The 18,658-nt window shown below is 44.2% G+C and carries 16 protein-coding genes; 2 read left to right on the top strand and 14 right to left on the bottom strand.

Annotated features, from left to right (window positions below; all coding sequences use genetic code 11):
• Nucleotides 1–49: 49 nt before the first annotated feature.
• Genes AC3CIA_RS02545 through rppH form a run of 5 tightly spaced genes read right to left on the bottom strand, consistent with a single transcriptional unit; the run spans nucleotide 50 to nucleotide 5,361 of the window.
• Nucleotides 50–901, bottom strand: a complete 852-nt coding sequence (locus tag AC3CIA_RS02545; RefSeq protein WP_171314943.1) for a thymidylate synthase — start codon at nucleotides 899–901, stop codon at nucleotides 50–52.
• A 9-nt stretch (nucleotides 902–910) separates the two neighbouring features.
• On the bottom strand, nucleotides 911–1,732 hold the full coding sequence (gene lgt, locus AC3CIA_RS02540; protein WP_054548382.1) for a prolipoprotein diacylglyceryl transferase: 822 nt from the start codon (nucleotides 1,730–1,732) through the stop codon (nucleotides 911–913).
• A gap of 58 nt (nucleotides 1,733–1,790) precedes the next feature.
• Nucleotides 1,791–2,582, bottom strand: coding sequence for a sulfite exporter TauE/SafE family protein (locus AC3CIA_RS02535; RefSeq protein ID WP_054548383.1), 792 nt, complete (start codon nucleotides 2,580–2,582; stop codon nucleotides 1,791–1,793).
• An 8-nt stretch (nucleotides 2,583–2,590) separates the two neighbouring features.
• The gene (gene ptsP / locus AC3CIA_RS02530) at nucleotides 2,591–4,840 is read right to left on the bottom strand and encodes a phosphoenolpyruvate--protein phosphotransferase (protein ID WP_004735019.1); all 2,250 of its coding nucleotides are present in this window, start codon (nucleotides 4,838–4,840) and stop codon (nucleotides 2,591–2,593) included.
• Nucleotides 4,841–4,842: 2 nt separating this feature from the next.
• Nucleotides 4,843–5,361, bottom strand: a complete 519-nt coding sequence (gene rppH, locus AC3CIA_RS02525; RefSeq protein ID WP_004735018.1) for an RNA pyrophosphohydrolase — start codon at nucleotides 5,359–5,361, stop codon at nucleotides 4,843–4,845.
• Between the two features lie 616 nt (nucleotides 5,362–5,977).
• On the opposite strand from rppH, the gene mutH reads away from it, so the two are divergent.
• The gene (gene mutH / locus AC3CIA_RS02520) at nucleotides 5,978–6,643 is read left to right on the top strand and encodes a DNA mismatch repair endonuclease MutH (protein ID WP_488518468.1); all 666 of its coding nucleotides are present in this window, start codon (nucleotides 5,978–5,980) and stop codon (nucleotides 6,641–6,643) included.
• Nucleotides 6,644–6,729: 86 nt separating this feature from the next.
• On the opposite strand, the gene AC3CIA_RS02515 is transcribed toward mutH, so the two are convergent.
• The 8 genes from AC3CIA_RS02515 to xerD all read right to left on the bottom strand — a co-directional run bounded on the left by AC3CIA_RS02515 (nucleotide 6,730) and on the right by xerD (nucleotide 16,240).
• The gene (locus AC3CIA_RS02515; RefSeq protein WP_004735016.1) at nucleotides 6,730–7,041 is read right to left on the bottom strand and encodes a DUF6482 family protein; all 312 of its coding nucleotides are present in this window, start codon (nucleotides 7,039–7,041) and stop codon (nucleotides 6,730–6,732) included.
• Nucleotides 7,042–7,255: 214 nt separating this feature from the next.
• Entirely contained in the window at nucleotides 7,256–7,507 is a 252-nt protein-coding gene (locus AC3CIA_RS02510; RefSeq protein WP_004735015.1) for a hypothetical protein, read from the bottom strand.
• Between the two features lie 623 nt (nucleotides 7,508–8,130).
• Complete coding sequence (vpsR, locus tag AC3CIA_RS02505; RefSeq protein WP_054547795.1) at nucleotides 8,131–9,465, bottom strand: cyclic-di-GMP-binding transcriptional regulator VpsR; 1,335 nt, start codon at nucleotides 9,463–9,465, stop codon at nucleotides 8,131–8,133.
• A gap of 271 nt (nucleotides 9,466–9,736) precedes the next feature.
• On the bottom strand, nucleotides 9,737–11,269 hold the full coding sequence (gene lysS / locus AC3CIA_RS02500) for a lysine--tRNA ligase (RefSeq protein ID WP_004735013.1): 1,533 nt from the start codon (nucleotides 11,267–11,269) through the stop codon (nucleotides 9,737–9,739).
• 98 nt (nucleotides 11,270–11,367) lie between these two features.
• Nucleotides 11,368–12,466, bottom strand: a protein-coding gene (gene prfB, locus AC3CIA_RS02495) for a peptide chain release factor 2 (protein ID WP_099426155.1) whose coding sequence is annotated in 2 segments (ribosomal slippage) — nucleotides 11,368–12,390 and nucleotides 12,392–12,466 — 1,098 coding nt in all. Because the reading frame shifts where the segments join, the coding sequence is not laid out codon by codon here.
• A gap of 237 nt (nucleotides 12,467–12,703) precedes the next feature.
• Nucleotides 12,704–14,440 (bottom strand): single-stranded-DNA-specific exonuclease RecJ, encoded by a 1,737-nt coding sequence (recJ, locus tag AC3CIA_RS02490; protein ID WP_017087527.1) that lies wholly within the window; start codon nucleotides 14,438–14,440, stop codon nucleotides 12,704–12,706.
• A gap of 79 nt (nucleotides 14,441–14,519) precedes the next feature.
• On the bottom strand, nucleotides 14,520–15,299 hold the full coding sequence (locus tag AC3CIA_RS02485) for a thioredoxin fold domain-containing protein (RefSeq protein ID WP_017077716.1): 780 nt from the start codon (nucleotides 15,297–15,299) through the stop codon (nucleotides 14,520–14,522).
• 26 nt (nucleotides 15,300–15,325) lie between these two features.
• A complete protein-coding gene (gene xerD / locus AC3CIA_RS02480) occupies nucleotides 15,326–16,240 on the bottom strand; it encodes a site-specific tyrosine recombinase XerD (RefSeq protein ID WP_054547797.1) in 915 nt (304 codons plus the stop codon).
• Between the two features lie 150 nt (nucleotides 16,241–16,390).
• Between xerD and fldB the strand changes: the two genes are divergently transcribed.
• Nucleotides 16,391–16,912 (top strand): flavodoxin FldB, encoded by a 522-nt coding sequence (gene fldB, locus AC3CIA_RS02475; protein WP_004735008.1) that lies wholly within the window; start codon nucleotides 16,391–16,393, stop codon nucleotides 16,910–16,912.
• A 168-nt stretch (nucleotides 16,913–17,080) separates the two neighbouring features.
• Here fldB and brnQ read toward each other — a convergent pair whose 3' ends face one another.
• The gene (gene brnQ / locus AC3CIA_RS02470; protein WP_488518467.1) at nucleotides 17,081–18,394 is read right to left on the bottom strand and encodes a branched-chain amino acid transport system II carrier protein; all 1,314 of its coding nucleotides are present in this window, start codon (nucleotides 18,392–18,394) and stop codon (nucleotides 17,081–17,083) included.
• Nucleotides 18,395–18,658: the final 264 nt, after the last annotated feature.

Genomic DNA, 18,658 nt, shown 5'->3' with positions numbered 1-18,658 from the left:
AAAAAAGGCTGCACAGAGGCAGCCTTTCAATCAAACAAAGCTAATTAAATTAAACCGAGAATGGGTACTTAATCGCTTCGTGGCATTCGTAGCCTTCAACCCAGAAGTCATCCATCGTTACCCACGTTTCTAAATCTTCTAGAGACTTAATTTCAGGATTGATATGGAATGTAGGGCCAGCTAGAGGCTCACGCTTCAACTGAACATCGCGCATTGGTGCAAGTTGATCTTCATAGATATGAGCGTTAACAAGCTTGTGATAAGCCACACCCGCTTTCTTGCCGGTGATCTGCGCCATGATAGCGAGGAACACATACACTTGAACCATATTGAAATTCAAACCTAAAGGTACGTCACAAGAGCGCTGAGTACTGTTTAGGTACAGAGTGTCACCAAGCAGAGAGAAGTGGTGGCTATACATACACGGACGCAAACAACCCATGTGGAACTCACCTGGGTTATAGAAGTTTAAGATCTCGCCGCGGTCATCAATGCCGTTTGTTAGATCATCAACAATCTTCTTCAGTTGGTCGATATGACCGCCGTCAGGTTTTGCCCATGCACGTCCTTGAACGCCATAAACACGGCCCATGTCGTCTTCACCCTTGCGGTAAGGGTTATTCAGCCATGCTTCATTCAGGTTAGAATTCGCATCCCAAGTTTTAGTCCCTAGTTTGCGAAAATCTTCAGCATTGTCGTAACCGCGGATATAGCCAAGCAGCTCAGCAACTGCGGCTTTCCAAAAACTTTTACGTGTTGTTACCAGTGGGAATTGGTTATTACCAACATCATATTCAAGGTCAGCATTGATTACGGTTAGGCAGCGCTTGCCTGTGCGTTCATTTTCAATCCAAGTACCGTCATTAACGATACGCTGACAGAGATCTAAATACTGTTTCACACCAATTCCTTACTTCGTTTGTTGTGGTAATTCATCTTTGTAGTGACCACGCTTGTATGCCCAAACCATCATCAGCACACCGATGATAACCATTGGCAGTGACAAAATTTGTCCCATAGAGATAAATCCACCGAACAAACCTAGCTGAGCATCAGGTTCACGTACGTATTCAACTAGGAAGCGGAATGTACCATATCCTGCTAGGAATAACCCTGATACAGAACCAAGAGGGCGCGGCTTTTTGATGAACCAATTCAAGATGAAGAACAGTACAATACCTTCAAGCGCCATTTCATAAAGCTGAGATGGGTGACGAGGAAGTGGACCACCGTTAGGGAATACAATCGCCCATGGCACATCAGTAACACGACCCCATAGCTCACTGTTCATGAAGTTGCCCATACGCCCCATACCTAAACCAAATGGCACTAATGGTGCAATCATGTCAGCGACACCAAAGAAGGTTCGACCGTTCTTTTTGGCATACCAAAACATCGCGGTGATCACACCAATCAAACCACCGTGGAAAGACATACCGCCAGTCCATACCTTAAATAGGTAGAGTGGATCTTCAATGAAAAGGCCAAAATTGTAGAAAAGTACGTAGCCAATACGACCACCCAATACCACACCTAGAAAGCCGGCAAACAGTAAGTCTGATACTTGCTCTCGAGTCCAACCACTACCGGGTTGATCAGCTCGGCGATTTGCTAACCAAAGAGCAAACATAAAACCGACAAGGTACATTAGGCCGTACCAACGAACTGAGATTGGTCCTAGTTCAATAAGAACAGGATCGATATTTGGGAATTCGATAAAACCCTGAGACATACTTGGCTCTCTATCTAAAATTGAATAACGGTTAACTCAACAGCTAACAGAAAAGACACTACAGCAGCATAGTGGCTGCTATAAACATTAAAAATACCGCAAAGAATTTCTTCAGCACGGGGGTTGGCAATTGAGTGGCCAGTTTAGCGCCAACTCGTGTGGTCAGAACTGAGGTACAAGATATCGCGATCAAAGCCGGTAGATAAACATAACCTAAGCTATACGCCGGAAGATCATCTACAGAAGAGCCATGCCAAATAAAGCCTAACATTCCCGAAATCGCGATAACACAACCACATACAGAGGATGAGCCAACCGCTTTGCGCATTTCCACACCGTGATGGTTAAGGAAGGGTACCGATAAAGAACCACCACCAATACCAGCCAAGCTTGAAACCAAACCAATACCGCCACCACATAACATGGTCTTAGCTGAACCCGGCATCAACTTTTGACTCTTAGAGCGGATCGACAACAGCATCTGCAACGCCAATACCAAGACAATCACACCAAAGACTTTTGGCAGATATTGAGCTGGAATAACGTCGGCGACAAAAGAACCTAGGAAACCACCAATCACCACGCCAGGCATCAACCACTTAACGACAAAAAGCTCCACATTACCCAATTTTAAATGGTTAATCGCAGACGACCCTGAGGTAACAATAATGGTTGATAACGAGGTTGCCAATGCCATTTGCATCGCAAACTCTTGAGGAATACCCGCTTTAGGAAGCAAAAACAGCAAGGCAGGAACTACCAGCAAACCACCGCCAATGCCTAGCAAGCCAGCTAAAACACCAACAATAGCACCAAGGCCTGCTAACAAGCCTATCAGTTCATATGACACGTTAAATCCTATTTTTTACCTGCTCGAATGAAGCCTGTAAATTCACGCTCTTCGAAATAGTTCAGCATCATACTATATATGTCACTACCATATGGTTTTGAAAGCGCTCTATTTGCCAAATCCTGTAATTCACTCAAGTTAGATTGGCGAATCAAATATTTAGTCCTCGCGACATTTGAGGTATTCATACTTAACGTCTCATACCCCAACCCAATCAGTAACAACGCGCCCATAGGATCACCGGCTAGCTCGCCACAAATACACACAGGTAATTGATGTTGCTTACAAGTATCATGAATTTGTTTTAATGCCATGATCACCGCTGGGTGCATTGATTCATAGACATCAGATACTCGTGAATTGTTCCGATCAACCGCTAATAAATATTGAGTTAAGTCGTTGGTACCGACTGAAACAAAGTCGACCTTATCAGCAATCAGCGGCAGTATGTAAAGCATTGATGGCACTTCAATCATGATACCAACGCGAGGCATACGCACTCGGTTATCAAGCTCATGCACTTCGTCATACGCTTGTTCAATAAGTTGTAGCGCGTCATCCAGTTCCTGAGCACCAGAGATCATCGGCAGCAAAATACTCAAGTTATGGCTTTCACAGCTCGCACGTAGCATGGCACGTAACTGAATAATAAAGATGTCAGGATGATCGAGCGTAAAACGAATACCACGCCAGCCAAGGAATGGGTTGTCCTCTTCGATTGGAAAATAAGGTAAGGCCTTATCGCCACCGATATCGAGTGTACGCATCACCACTTGCTTCTCAGGGTAGCTCGCGAGTACAGAACGGTATTGCTTGAACTGTTCGTCCTCTGACGGAAACCTCTGCTGCAACAAGAAAGAAATTTCGGTTCGATACAGACCCACCCCATCAACGCCTTGGTTGATAGCGATATTGGTGTCGGCACTCAAGCCCGCATTAAGCAGGATCTCGACTTGCTGGTTGTCTTGCGTTTTTGCCGGTAAGTATAATTCTCGATTGACCATAGAAGAGAGCTCACTCTCTTCTAGAATCAGCCCTTGATATTCTTTGAGCAGGTTTTGAGTCGGCTCAATAAAGATCTCGCCACTATACCCGTCAACAATCGCTTGCTTACCATTAGCTTGAGCAAGATTTAGGTTAACCCCCATAACAGAAGGAATACCCAAAGCTCGAGATAAAATCGCGGCATGTGAGTTCGCCGCCCCTTCCAAAGAAATAACAGCTAAAAGTTTTTCTTTGGGAATAGAGGCCAATACCGAAGCCGTTAACTCTCGAACCACCAAAATAATTGGCTTATCTAGCGTGCGAAGTTCATGTTCAGAATTGTGAAGGAAATACAGCAATCTTTGACCAAGCTCTCGGATGTCTTGTGCCCTCTCACGAAGGTAAACGTCTGACATACGAGCAAAGCGATTCGAGTAACTCTCAACAACCTGCCTTAATGCCCAATCGGCTTTATCGCCTTTCTGGATTTGGCTCTTAAGATCCTTACGCAACATTGGATCGTTGAGTAAGTGAGTAAACAGGTCAAAGATCGCCAACGCGTCTTTATTGATTTCACTGTCTAGGCGCTTTCGCATTCGCTTAAAGTCATTGAGAGCATTTTCGACGGCGACTGCCAGCATTTCATGCTCTCTTTCAACATTAAGCGTCGATGCTGGATAAACATCGGTGAGTTCAGGCTGAGTGTTATCCCACCATAAATCACCAATCGCAACTCCCGATGAAGCTGCAATGCCTTTAATCTTAGGTAGCTTCTGTTGCTCTAAAAGCCAATGGCCTTGAGTTTGAGCGTGCGCCACAATGACCGCAAGTTGTGCTGAGAGTGTGACAAGGAAGGATTCTTCCATCTCACTGAATAAACGAGGAGACTTCTGTTGAATGACCAATACGCCAAGCACTTGCTTGCGATGGATAATCGGAGTGCCGAGAAAAGAGTGATAAACCTTTTCTCCAAGCTCTGGAAAAAACTTATAAGCAGGGTGAGCAGACGCTTGTGCAAGGTTGATAGGTTCAGCACTTCTTTTGACAAGGCCAACCAGACCTTCGTCAAAACCAATGTGAATGCTATTGCCTTTGAAGATCAGGCCTTGAGTTGCCATCAACTCAAGACGCTGCATATCATTATTTGCCAAATACACGGTGCAACATTCCGTCTGCATCGCACTGCATGTCTCTTTAACCAAAATATCAAGAGCCGTCGACACATCTTCAACTCTTGATACGTGTTCAACTATTTCCCTTAGTTGACTGAGCATGCTTAACCTCTACGCAATTTGCGTTTTCCTTTTGTTTTTCGCTCTTTAAACGGCATTGCTAAAGATGCGAATTCTTTCATCGCTCGACGGTAAACATCTCGCTTGAAAGAAACAACTTGTCGAACTGGGTACCAGTAACTCACCCAACGCCAACCATCAAACTCAGGTGTACTTCCACGCTGCATATTGATCTGCGATTCATCGCAATCTAAGCGTAAAAGGAACCACTTCTGTTTTTGTCCAATACAGACAGGTTTAGAATCCCACCGAACCAGTCGTTTGGGCAGCTTATAGCGTAACCAATGACGACTTGTCGCGACGATCTTTACATCCTTTTTAGTAAGGCCAACCTCTTCATACAACTCGCGGTACATTGCCTGTTCCGGAGTTTCACCTTCATCTATTCCCCCTTGAGGGAATTGCCATGAATGTTGCCCGTATCGTTTAGCCCAGAAGACCTGACCATGGTTGTTACAGATTACAATACCAACATTTAATCGGTAACCATCGCCATCTATCACTGGCCAACCTCTATCTAAATTTTTAATTACTCTGATTTTTCCACATATCCCCAATCGGAGCAAACTTAGTGACGTGACAAGCGCTATATTTATGAATATTAACTAAGAATATGGATAAGTTTTGCTCAAATTCTAGTTACCCACACAAGAGTGAGACATAGACCACATTTATTCACCTTTTCTGTGAATAACTATGTGAAGAATTACCCGCAATCGTTTTTTTTAATCCATAGATTCATCAACATCAAAAACACCAAGTCGAGTAAATATAATTTATTTAATTAAAAATCAATTAATTAGAATTAGAATTTCATTTTTAAAAACATTAAAAAAGTAAAAGATCTTTCAAAAACAGAACATGGTTAAAGATCAACCACTCCGATGTTTATCCACACTAGTAAGTGAAAGATTCATTTTGAACCCCATTTGGCAAGCATTTAATCCACCACAAACCCCTGTTTATTTATCCACTAAATTAATATTTCAATTAATTACCTTTATGTCCTGTGGATAACCATGAGTTTGATCCCTTTCCTAACAAGGAGATCATTTCTTAACCAGTCGTCATATGGTGATAACTTCTGGTAAAATCATTTTTTTGATCATGCCTTTTATTATGAAACCAGAACCACAAACACAACAAGAGCTGCTAGACAGAGCGTATGCTATCGCCGGAATGACCTTTAAAGAGCTCGCCGATGAAGCTGAGATGGTGATGCCAAACAACCTCAAGCGTGATAAAGGCTGGGTTGGACAGCTATTGGAATGGCACTTGGGTGCGCCCGCTGGCAGTAAACCAGAACAAGATTTTGCCAAACTCGGTATCGAGCTTAAAAGCATCCCGATTGGCTACTCTGGAAAGCCACTCGAAACCACCTTTGTTTGTGTCGCTCCATTGATGGGCGTGCAAGGCATAACTTGGGAAACCAGTCACGTTCGAAACAAGCTGTCTAAAGTGTTGTGGATCCCAGTTGAGGGAGAAAGAGAGATCCCGCTGGCAGAAAGGCATGTTGGCTCCCCATTACTCTGGACACCAAGCCTAGCTGAAAACGAACTCCTGAAAAGAGACTGGGAAGAACTGATGGAGTTGATCGTGTTGGGTAATGTTGAACAGATAACAGCAAGACACGGTGAAGCACTGCATTTAAGACCAAAAGCGGCCAACAGTCGCGTGTTAACAGAAGCTTACGGTGCAAGTGGAAAACCTATCAAGACTAAGCCACGTGGTTTCTATCTACGGACTCAATTCACCCATAAATTGCTGACAACCCATTACGCATAGAGCTCTTATCTAGCATAGATGGACCAAACTATCAGTATGTTACAAACCGCCTGTAACTAGAATCAATCTCTAGCTACGAACGCTCTCTAATGAGGTTTGAGCGCCAGTTCAATATCGCAGTAGCTTTGGCTTGGCTCATTACCAAACTCGTCATAGGCGTTGTGTAAGCGAAGATACGCCTTTTCAAAACCGAGCCGGAGCAACTCTTCTTTCACTTGATCCAAGGATCCAAAGTGAAGCGGCTCACCGTCTTGCTTTACCGGTTCTAGCTTGTGTTTATATTCCACTGCTAATAGATATTCCGAGATATCGGAACAGCCAATAACGTATACCTTTGGTGTTTGATAAGAGTCTTTGTGCTCTCCATGTAACCACATATCTAATTGATGCTTTTGCATAGCCAGCCTCCCTTGCTCTATAAAGCGTAGTAGAACTCTTTTTCTTTACTAGATAACGACTTAAAAAAGCACACATAACGGCTTAAAAAAGCAAAAAAGAGAAACAAGTGCTTCTCTTTTTTGGCCAGTTTTAGTTCAAAAGCTTGCACTTCCGACGCCACAACTATCACTGATATTTATCTTAAGGGGTGAAAGGCGCTATCACCCCACAAGATTACGTCGGTATTCGCGCGCTTAAGACTCGACGAAGGTGACGAACTCGACGTTCAATCGTAACGACTTCAGGTTCAGAAAAACCAATTGGTCGACCATCGGCTTCAAGGCCAATATCTCTCAATAAATGAGTATTGTTCCATGGTAGATCGTATGAACTACGACGAACTTTTCGTTGCCATTCACGTTCTTCACGACGAAGATCTGCACGGATAAGGACTGTTGCTAGTTTTAAGTATACTGAGTGACGCATAATAACTCTCCAGTTGTAAAATAAACTGAGGAAAAATAGCGTGTTAGATAGTATGAGGGCTTCTCACTTAGCTGCTATTTTTCCGCAGCCAAATAAGGGTACGGATCTATTAGTTAGGTTTATCTTGGGTGTTTCGATCGGCCATGGCTGATGTTTGTGACATAACAGTCACCATGTCAGTACACGGATCAAACGACGCGCAAATATGCTGTATAAAATCGAAATGTTTCATTTGCGCCTCCAAACTAACTAAAAAATCCAAAAAGAAATGAGATAATAAAAGCAAATAAGTCTTTGTTAAGCTATTGCTTTCACGGTTAAAGTCTAACCAAGTGAGTATATTATTCAACCGATAATTGATTAACAATTTCAAAACAAATTATTCACCCAAAATATCAGTTGCATATCACTTTATATATAACATATTCACTATGATTATATAAAATCACAGAACATCTCTCTTAAAGACCGAGCCTCCAATAGCTCAATCTATCAATCTGTCAGCAATCAGCAATCAACGATCAACGATCAACGAGAAGTTGTAGCAATAGATATAAAAAAACCACGCATCATGCGTGGCTCTTATATTTACATTAACTGGATAGAATAATGAATAGAGAGCTCTAAACAACACCTTCAGAAATCAGGCCATGTTTATTCAGCAATCTGTACATGGTTGCACGCGAAACTCCAAGCTCCTTAGCGGCCAACGATACTTGACCACCATAAGATTCCAGAACAATCAACAACGCATCTCGCTCTGAACGCTCACGGATACTTTTGAGACTGCGGCGCTCATCATTCTGTTTTGGTAAATCAAGTTGTTGATCGTCAATGATCACCGCATCCGACATCAGCACGACACGCTTAATTTGATTCATCAGCTCACGCACATTGCCCGGCCAGTGATAACGATTCATCGAGCGGATAGCATCGTCTGAAAAGCTCTTGGCTTGAGCATTAAACTCTTTTGAATACTCACGTAAAAAATGATTAGCCAGTACTGAAATATCACTCACTCGCTCTTTCAAGCTCGGAACGTGAATACGCAGAACATTGATGTAATGATAAAGCTCTTCATTGAAGTCGCCCTCGATCAATGCCTTTTCGATATCAGAAGAGTTCGCGGCCAGAATACGCACATCGACAGGTTTAGGACCATCCGCAGTTTCAATTTTACCTTCTTGTAAGAAACGCAGCAGGTTCAACTGCTGATTACGTGGCATCGCCAATACATCATTGAGTAAGATGGTTCCGCCGTCGGCTTCTTCCAACAGACAAGGTGCTGCAGCGGGCTGTGCTGAGATACCAAATACCTCGGCTTCTATTCTCATTTCAGATAAGGCACGACAATTGACCGTTAAAAATGGCTTTTGCGCTCGCGAAGAGTTTTGATGAATTGAGCGTGCAACCGTCTCTTTTCCTGCTCCACTCTCTCCGTAAATCAGGATACTGACATCTGTCGGCCCAATGCGCTTTACTTGGTCTCTCAAACGCTTCACAGCCACAGAGTCGCCAAGCAAACCCATATTGTTGTTGATGCCGTAGTTTGGCCATACTTTCTGCTCAAGCTTGAGCATACCCAGTTGGTGACCAATGGTACTCAATAACTGGGCATCTGGGATTGGCGCCGTGAAAAAGTCGATACAGAAGTTCACGATAAATTGGCAAATGGTATCAGAGCTCAATTGCGATTCACGAATAAAGGCGAGCCATCTTACTTGCTTGTTGTTACTCACGAGATTAGCGATACCGTTAAGGCTAAACTCATCATGACTAAGATCCACAATGCCAATGCATGGGCCAATGTCAGCAATCAAGGCATCGGCTTTTCGTAAATCTGCACACTGGGTACATTGCCAACCCACTTGCTCTAACACTGATAACCAGGGTTCGTACGCACCACCAACGACGATAAGAGAACCTGGTAAGGAATCCATCTTAAATTGAGTTCCCATCCTTCTTCCTTATTCTATTTTTATTTAAATCAAGCTAATACGAGTCACTGCTTCATCGTTCGACAAAATGCCACGAGATCGTATTCAGCGCAGGACGTATAGTAGTGAGACTATCTTAGATTTTATGTCTCAATAGTAAGACTATGTCAGAAATAATGGTTTTTCGAATCAAGAGTGCGGTACAGGCTAGGTTTTGCAGCCTAAAAACAGAAAAAGCCACCCGAAGGTGGCTTTTTTAATTAGATGGGCTGTTACATCACATAAGCGAGTATTACGCTTGAGGACGCATTGCCGGGAACAAGATCACGTCACGAATTGTGTGCGTGTTAGTAAATAGCATCGCTAGGCGATCGATACCAATACCTTGACCCGCTGTTGGCGGTAGGCCGTGCTCTAGTGCAGTAATGTAGTCTGCATCGTAGTACATAGCTTCGTCATCACCCGCGTCTTTTGCGTTAACTTGCGCTTTAAAACGCTCGTCTTGGTCTTGTGCATCGTTAAGCTCAGAGAAACCGTTCGCTACTTCACGGCCACCGATGAAGAACTCAAAGCGGTCTGTGAAGAATGGGTTGCTGTCGCTACGACGAGCCAGTGGAGAAATATCCGCTGGGTAGCCCGTGATGAACGTTGGTTGAATTAGCTGAGGCTCAGCCGTTTCACCAAAGATCTCTTCAAGAAGCTGACCACAAGTCCAGAATTTCTCAACGTACAGACCCACTTCTTCTGCAATTTTAACCATCAATTCTCTGTTCTGAAGATCATCTTCAGTCAGAGCTTGAATGTTTGCATTTTCAGGCGTGTAGTGTTTGATTGCATCGAACATGCTCATGCGAGCGTAAGTGCCACCGAACTCAACCGTTTCGTCACCGTAAGGCATAGAAGTAGAACCAAGAACGTCCATCGCTGCTGTGCTTAGCATCTCTTCAGTTAGATCCATTAGATCTTTGTAGTCAGAGTACGCTTGGTAGAATTCCATCATTGTGAATTCTGGGTTGTGACGTGGAGATAGACCTTCGTTACGGAAGTTACGGTTGATCTCAAATACACGGTCAAAACCACCAACCACTAGACGCTTAAGGTAAAGCTCAGGTGCAACACGTAGGTACATGTCGATGTCTAATGCGTTGTGATGAGTGATGAATGGACGTGCTGTAGCACCGCCTGGGATCACGTGCATCATTGGCGTTTCAACTTCTAGGTAGCCTTTTGAGCTCATGAAGTTACGGATTGAAGACACAAGCTTAGAACGCACGATGAATGTGTTACGAGAGTCTTCGTTCACGATTAGGTCAACGTAACGCTGACGGTAACGCATCTCTTGGTCAGTTAGACCGTGGAACTTCTCTGGTAGAGGACGAAGTGCTTTCGTTAGCAGTTCAAACTCTTCCATGTTCACGTAAAGGTCGCCTTTACCAGATTTGTGAAGCGCACCTTTAACACCGATGATGTCACCGATATCTAGGCCTTGGTACTTCTCTTTCAGTACTTTTTGTACGTCTTTCGCTGCGTATGCTTGGATACGACCAGAAGTTTCTTGAATCGCAAGGAATGGACCACGCTTCGCCATGACACGACCAGCGATCGCAACGATGTGGTTAAGCTCTTCTAGCTCTTCCTTAGTCTTCTCACCGAATTCCGCTTGAAGATCGCCAGCTAGGTGCTCGCGACGGAAATCATTTGGGTGACCGTTCGCTTTGCAGTTTAAGCGGATGTGATCCAGCTTGCTACGGCGCTCAGCGATTAGTTTGTTCTCTTCAGGTGAAGAAGCTTCTTGTGCATTTTCGTTTTGAACAGCATCAGTCATTAGAGATGTACCTTGCTTTTATAATTTGGACAGCTATATTTTTGAAAATATAGGCATTTTTACCAATATTATTGGTAAAGCTTAATAGTTGGTAAAGCTTATAGACCTGATTTCAGGCTAGCTTCAATAAACTTGTCTAAGTCACCGTCAAGAACCGCTTGAGTATTACGGTTTTCGATGCCGGTGCGCAAATCTTTGATACGAGAATCATCCAGTACGTAAGAGCGGATTTGACTGCCCCAACCAATGTCTGATTTCGTTTCTTCGCTCGCTTGTTTTTCAGCATTTTGTTTTTGAATCTCAAGTTCAAAAAGCTTAGCACGTAGCTGCTTCATCGCTTGGTCTTTGTTCTTATGCTGCGAACGGTCATTCTGACATTGAACCACGGTGTTGGTTGGAACGTGAGTAATACGTACCGCCGATTCCGTGGTGTTTACGTGTTGACCACCAGCACCAGAGGCACGGTATACGTCAATACGTAAGTCAGAAGGATTAATATCGATCGTAATGTTGTCATCAATCTCTGGGTAGATAAACGCAGATGCAAATGAAGTATGACGACGGCCACTTGAATCAAATGGTGACTTACGAACTAGACGGTGAACACCTGTCTCTGTACGTAACCAACCATAAGCGTATTCACCAGAAATACGTACCGTTGCGCCTTTAAGGCCAGCAACATCACCATCAGACACTTCGATCACTTCAGTCTTGAAGCCTTTCGAATCTGCCCAACGTAAGTACATACGCAACATCATTGAAGTCCAGTCTTGAGCTTCTGTACCGCCCGAGCCTGACTGTAAATCGATGTAGCAATCTGATGCGTCGTGATCGCCAGCAAACATACGACGGAATTCCAGTTTTTCTAGCTTAGCTTCTAGCTCTGCAAGTTCTGGTTCGATTTCGTCAAACGTTTCTTGGTCTTCTTCTTCAACCGCAAGCTCTAATAGACCCTCAACATCCTCAACACCTTGGTCAAGTTGGTCGATCGTTTCTACTACTGCTTCCAATGCAGAACGTTCTTTACCTAGCGCTTGAGCACGCTCAGGTTCGTTCCATACATCCGGTTGTTCTAATTCTGCGTTTACTTCTTCTAGACGCTCTTTTCTAGCGTCATAGTCAAAGATACCCCCTCAGGATATTTGTGCGTTCAGACACATCCTGCAGACGGTTTTTAATAGGATTGATTTCAAACATTTTAGCTCATCATTTATGAGTAGAATTTAACCGAAGAATTGTACTCAAAAGTGTGACGGAGATACAGAATTTTTTAGAGCGGAAAGCCAAGATTCAACAACTTAATGGAATATAAAATTGACAGACAGAAAAAACACGTGAAATTTGTAAGGGAAAGAAAGAAAACAAGCCCTGTTTTTGAACAGAGCTTGTTGAATTTGGGGCTAAATGATGAACATCATTCAGTGAACGATACCGCTATTTGGCTTCAATATGGTCAACCATCAACTGCAACGATTGGTTGCCACGAAACTCGTTGATATCCAGCTTAAATGCAAGATGAACCGTTTTCACGGACGCATCAGGCCAGCGACGTAAATCAACATTGAAAGCAATACCATCAATCATCACATTGGTTGGGTGGCCTTTGTATAGAGGTTCTAGCATCAATTTAAGGTGCTTTTCACCTACCAGTTTTTGATGCAGCACTTTAAACTCACCATCAAAGATGGGTTCTGGAAAAGCTTGGCCCCACGGACCACCTGAACGCAACGTCTCAGCGGTATGCATTGAGAACTCTTCAGGTAACAGCTCACCATCAGACAAGATAATACCCTTCAGTGCCGTCTCACCGAGTTCTTTACGCACAACGTCATCAAACATCTTGCTGAATCGCTCGAAGTCTTTTTCCATAATGGTTAAGCCAGCAGCCATTGCGTGACCACCAAACTTCAAGATCAGGCCAGGGTTTTGAGTATCGATTCTATCTAGCGCATCGCGCATGTGCAAACCTGGAATCGAACGACATGAACCCTTAATGCTGCCTTCACCACCATCAGCAAATGCGATTACTGGGCGGTGGTATTTGTCTTTGATACGCGAAGCCAAAATACCAATCACACCTTGGTGCCAATCACGTTGGAACAGGGCTAAGCCGGAAGGCAAATCGTCTTTACCGAACTCAAGGCGCTCACAAAAAGCCATCGCCTCTTGTTTCATGCCCTCTTCGATCTCTTTACGTGTTTGGTTCAAGCCATCTAACTCGCTGGCCATTCGACGCGCGGCGTGAATGTTATTGCTCATCAACAACTCAACACCAAAAGACATGTCATCCAATCGGCCAGCCGCATTGATACGTGGACCAAGCGCAAAACCAAAATCGGAGGCAACCAATCGCTTAGCATCTCGCTTAGCAATTTCAATCAAGGCTTGAATACCCGGACGAGCTTTACCCGCACGAATGCGTTGTAGCCCTTGGTGCACCAAGATTCGGTTATTTTCATCAAGTGGAACCACATCCGCAACAGTACCCAGTGCCACTAGATCAATCAGTTCCATCAACTTAGGTTCTGTCATACCGTGTTGAGCAAACCAGCCCAACTTACGCATGTGAACACACAACGCCATCATCAGATAAAAGGCGACGCCAACACCCGCTAGCGCTTTTGAAGGAAATGCGCAGCTTTCTAGGTTCGGATTGACCATCGCATCGGCGATTGGCAGTTCATTGCCCGGTAAGTGATGATCAGTAACCAGAACGTCTAGCCCTTTCTCTTTAGCGAAACGGACACCGTCAATCGAAGAGACACCGTTGTCGACCGTCATGATAACTTCAGCACCAAGTTCGATCGCCTGTTCGACAACCTCAGGGCTCAAGCCATAACCATCTTCAAAACGGTTTGGTACTAGATAATCAACGTTAGAGCTGCCCAACATACGCAGAGCAAGCACAGACAACGCCGAACTGGTTGCGCCATCGGCATCAAAGTCACCAACAATGATGATGCGTTTTTGCTGCTGAATGGCTTTGAACAACAATTCAACCGCAGCATCAATGCCGCCTAGTTTTTGATAAGAGTGCAAGCCTTTCGCTGCTGTCTCTAGTTGGTCAGCACTGTCGATTCCGCGACTCACATAAATGCGCTTTAACAAGTCAGGTAAGTGAGCAGGTAAGACTGAAGTGTCGACCTCAGGACGGCGTTGGATCTCTATCATATAAAAATGGGCCTGATATTAATCAGGCCACTCCTTAAATCAAAAACATGAGGGATAAATTGGCAATACAGAAACGATATTATTGCTCTAAACGTTGAAGAAGTTGTGCTGGCGGTAAGTAACCACTCACCAACTCACCACTTGCTAGCACGATAGCAGGTGTGCCATTGATGCCAAGCTCACGACCTAGTTGGTATTGTTTAGCGATGATCTGCTTCTGCTCTGCTAGGTCTTTGCCAGACGCTGGCATTTGACGGTTTACTTTAGCATCGTGCATGGCTGTTTTTGGATCATCTGAAGCCCAGATTGCCGCCATTTGATCGGCAACTTGTCCTGTCGCACCTTGGCGTGGGTAAGCCATGTAACGAACGGTAATACCTAGATCGTTATAGCCTTGCATTTGGCTGTGCAGACGAACACAGTAACCACAGGTAATGTCAGTAAATACCGTCACAACGTACTTTTCGTTATCGGCTTTATATTCGATAACCGTATCCGACATCGCCGCGACCTTTTCAGCATTAAGTGGAGCTTGACGCTCAGCCAAAACGTCACTGAATTTGCCGTTATCATCCAGAGAGTAAAGAGTGCCGGCTAGAAAGTGATCGCCCTCTGGAGAAGAAAAGATAATGCCACTGTTAGTTTGAATTTCTAATAGGCCATCGATGTCTGAAGGAACGATCTTCTCTACCTTGATACCGATTTTTTCAAAACGCTTAGTTAACGCTGCTGTATCAATAGCTTGAGCTGGAGCAACTTCTACGGCTGTTGATGTTTGTTCTACTTTCGCTTCTGATGCATTACATGCAGTAATCATGAGAGGAAGCACTAATAGAGGAAGACGGCGTAATACGCTCATTAAGTTCACCTTAAAAATAAATGGATTTAAGCACGTGGGTGATGCTGCGCGTGAATTTGCTTCAGCCTTTCGGTCGCCACGTGAGTATAAATTTGGGTTGTCGATAAGTCACTATGCCCAAGCAACATCTGTACGACCCTGAGATCTGCACCATAGTTCAGTAAATGAGTCGCAAAAGCGTGTCTTAATACGTGTGGTGACAATAGCTCTGTATCTATACCAGCAACAACCGAGTAATGCTTAATACGATACCAGAACGTCTGACGGGTCATTTGCTTGGCGCGTTTACTCGGAAAAACCACATCAGAACTGTTTTCGCCGAGCAGTTGTGGCCGACCTTGTTCAATAAAAGTCTCAATCCAGTCCACGGCATTTTCGCCCATTGGCACCAAGCGCTCTTTACCGCCTTTACCAATAACACGCACTACGCCTTGTCTTAGACTGATATTTTCCATCGTCAAACTGACTAACTCGGTAACACGAAGACCAGTTGCATATAATAACTCAAGCATCGCTTTATCGCGAAGCTCTATAGGGTCATTGGGATCAGGAGCCTCTAGCAGTGCATTAACTTGCTCTTCACTCAAATCTTTTGGCAAGCGCTGTGGCAGCTTAGGGCTAATCAACAATGCACTCGGGTCATCGCCTCTCACTTTCTCGCGGTGTAAGTATTGGAACAAGCGACGAATCGCCGACAACATACGGGCACGAGAAGTCTGCTTAAAATCGGCGTCGGCTAACCAGCCTTGATAATCCTGTAAACCTGAAAGGCTAATGAAGTCGAGGCGGTAATTGTTCTTTTCCATCCACGCTAATAACTTGGACAAATCGGTACGATATGAGACAAGCGTATTCTCCGATAACCCTCGCTCCATCCACATAGCATCTAAAAACTGCTCAACGAGACCGTGGTCTGCGCTCTGCCCTTGAGGCGACTGCATAGTGTTACTCACAATATTGGAAACTGTTTTGAGAGTATGTCAGAGCAAATATGAATGCCATAAAAATTACGACTTGAGCGGATAATCGCTGCAATCGAAGTCGATTTATGGTTAGAATTCGCCATCTGAAATTAAAATCGAACGTTTGCTATGAAAATTGGATTATTTTACGGCTCAACCACCTGCTATACCGAAATGGCAGCAGAGAAAATTCGCGGCATTATTGGTGAAGACCTAGTTGATATCCATAACGTGAAAGAAACCCCTCTTTCTTTTATGGCGGACTACGACCTTCTACTGCTTGGTATCTCAACGTGGGATTTCGGTGAAATTCAAGAAGACTGGAATGAGTTGTGGGAAGACATCGCAACAACGCCAATGAAAGGTAAGGTGGTTGCTCTGTTTGGTCTAGGTGATCAAGAGGGCTACGGTGAATGGTTCCTAGATGCGATGGGTCTATTGCATGATGAACTGAAAACCGCAGGCGCTGAGTTTGTCGGCTTCTGGCCAAACGATGACAGCTACGAATTCGAAGCATCTAAAGCATTAACAGAAGACAAGTCTCAGTTTGTTGGTTTGGCTCTCGATGAAGATTCACAGTACGAACTCAGCGACGAACGTATCGCAACTTGGGTTGAACAAGTCCTCGTCGAGTACAGCGAAAAGCTATAAGTTCTGCTTCCTTAGAGTTCAGAACTAAGCACTATGAGCTAAGAACTAAGAACTAAAAGCTTCAGGCAGAAAGAACATCATCGATTAGATACAAAAAGGCCTCATTACTGCGAAGTAATGAGGCCTTTTCTATTTCATCTCGAAGGACAATCTAATCTCAACGGAAGATTAAACGGTCTCTTCAGCCATCTCTTGTTCTGTTGCTTTACCAACAAAGAACATACAGATGATTGCAGCAGCAGTTGGAAGCAACCAACCCATACCAATCTCGAACAATGGCAGCATCTTAAGTGCAGACACATCGACACCCGCTACTTTAGCGCCATCAATAAGAGCAAACAGTAGAGACACTAATACAACCACACGGTAAGCGGCTTTTGGATTAGGGAAACGGCTACGCAAGAACGTCAGAGCAACCAACGCGATAGCGACTGGGTACAGTGCAAACAGTACTGGAACAGACAGAGAAATCAGTTGAGAAAGGCCAACGTTCGCTACGGTTGCACAAGCTACACCGTTGATGATTACCCAAGTCTTGTAAGACAAAGGCGTTAGCGAGCTGAAGTAATCAGAACATGCTGAAACAAGGCCAATCGCCGTTGTTAGACATGCCAGTAATACGATCACTGAAAGCACTAGCTGACCTGATGGGCCAAACAGTGATTGAACGTAAAGGCTTAAGATAGCACCGCCATTGTCCGCACCCGCTGCGACTGTTGCGCTTGTTGCGCCCAAGAAGAACAGAGAGATGTAAACAAACGCTAGACCAGCCGCGGCAATACAACCTGCGCTGATAAGGTACTTAGTCGTCGCTGCACGATCAGTAATGCCCTTGCTGCGAATCGCATCAACAATCAGCATGCCAAACATCAACGAAGCAAACGTATCCATGGTGTTGTAGCCTTCAAGGAAACCTTTGGTCAGTGGCTGAGTAATGTACTCACCGTGAGCCGCAAGAATGTCGCCTTGTGGGTTAACGAACACAGCAACTGCCAGTACAACCAAACCAACAAATAGTGCAGGTGTCAGTACCTTGCCGATTACGTCGATAAGCTTACCTTGCGACCATGAGAAGAACATCGCTACCACAAAAAATGCAATCGAAAAAAGAGTGAGGTGAGCTTGAGAGACATCGATGAAGAACGGTTTCACCGCCATCTCATAAGCAACAAGGCCGGTACGTGGCGCAGCAAATGCAGGACCGATGATAATAAAGATCAACACAGCCATGATAGTTGCAGCTCGCTTTGGAAGATCTTTGGTTAGATGACCCCAAGAACCACCAGCCACTGCAACTGCGACGATAGTGATTAACGGCAGACCAACGGCGGTCAGCAGGAAACCAGACATCGCTGGAAGAAAGTGGTCACCAGCTAATTGGCCAGCAAGAGGTGGGAAGATGATGTTACCCGCACCTAAGAAAAACGCAAAAAGCATAAAGCCCAATGCCATTATATCTGTTAGTTTTAGACTCTGTTTCACAGATAATCCTTAATTATATTTATGAATTTATGTTGTGCTTACGTGAATGTTACAGCTAGAAGCTGCCAACCAATCTATAAAATAGTCGCGCATAATGACGAAACACTTGGCTAGCTGCAAGTCACCACAAAAAAACACCATATAAATTTGCATTTGAGAACCAAAAGCAGTGGATTCCACTAGATATGGAAATATTGCCATAATTATAAACTAACCATAATTAACAACAATGAATTCTCAAATAGAACATTGAGCCATACAATT

The organism is Vibrio sp. QJM3NY_27, from assembly GCF_057785955.1.
This window is presented reverse-complemented; position numbering and strand designations above follow the sequence as displayed.

Coding starts and splice junctions, on each gene's coding strand:
- lgt (WP_054548382.1), bottom strand. CDS start 1,732: ATGTCTCAGGGTTTTATCGAATTCCCAAATATCGATCCTGTTCTTATT.
- ptsP (WP_004735019.1), bottom strand. CDS start 4,840: ATGCTCAGTCAACTAAGGGAAATAGTTGAACACGTATCAAGAGTTGAA.
- mutH (WP_488518468.1), top strand. CDS start 5,978: ATGAAACCAGAACCACAAACACAACAAGAGCTGCTAGACAGAGCGTAT.
- AC3CIA_RS02515 (WP_004735016.1), bottom strand. CDS start 7,041: ATGCAAAAGCATCAATTAGATATGTGGTTACATGGAGAGCACAAAGAC.
- AC3CIA_RS02510 (WP_004735015.1), bottom strand. CDS start 7,507: ATGCGTCACTCAGTATACTTAAAACTAGCAACAGTCCTTATCCGTGCA.
- vpsR (WP_054547795.1), bottom strand. CDS start 9,465: ATGGGAACTCAATTTAAGATGGATTCCTTACCAGGTTCTCTTATCGTC.
- lysS (WP_004735013.1), bottom strand. CDS start 11,269: ATGACTGATGCTGTTCAAAACGAAAATGCACAAGAAGCTTCTTCACCT.
- recJ (WP_017087527.1), bottom strand. CDS start 14,440: ATGATAGAGATCCAACGCCGTCCTGAGGTCGACACTTCAGTCTTACCT.
- AC3CIA_RS02485 (WP_017077716.1), bottom strand. CDS start 15,299: ATGAGCGTATTACGCCGTCTTCCTCTATTAGTGCTTCCTCTCATGATT.
- xerD (WP_054547797.1), bottom strand. CDS start 16,240: ATGCAGTCGCCTCAAGGGCAGAGCGCAGACCACGGTCTCGTTGAGCAG.
- fldB (WP_004735008.1), top strand. CDS start 16,391: ATGAAAATTGGATTATTTTACGGCTCAACCACCTGCTATACCGAAATG.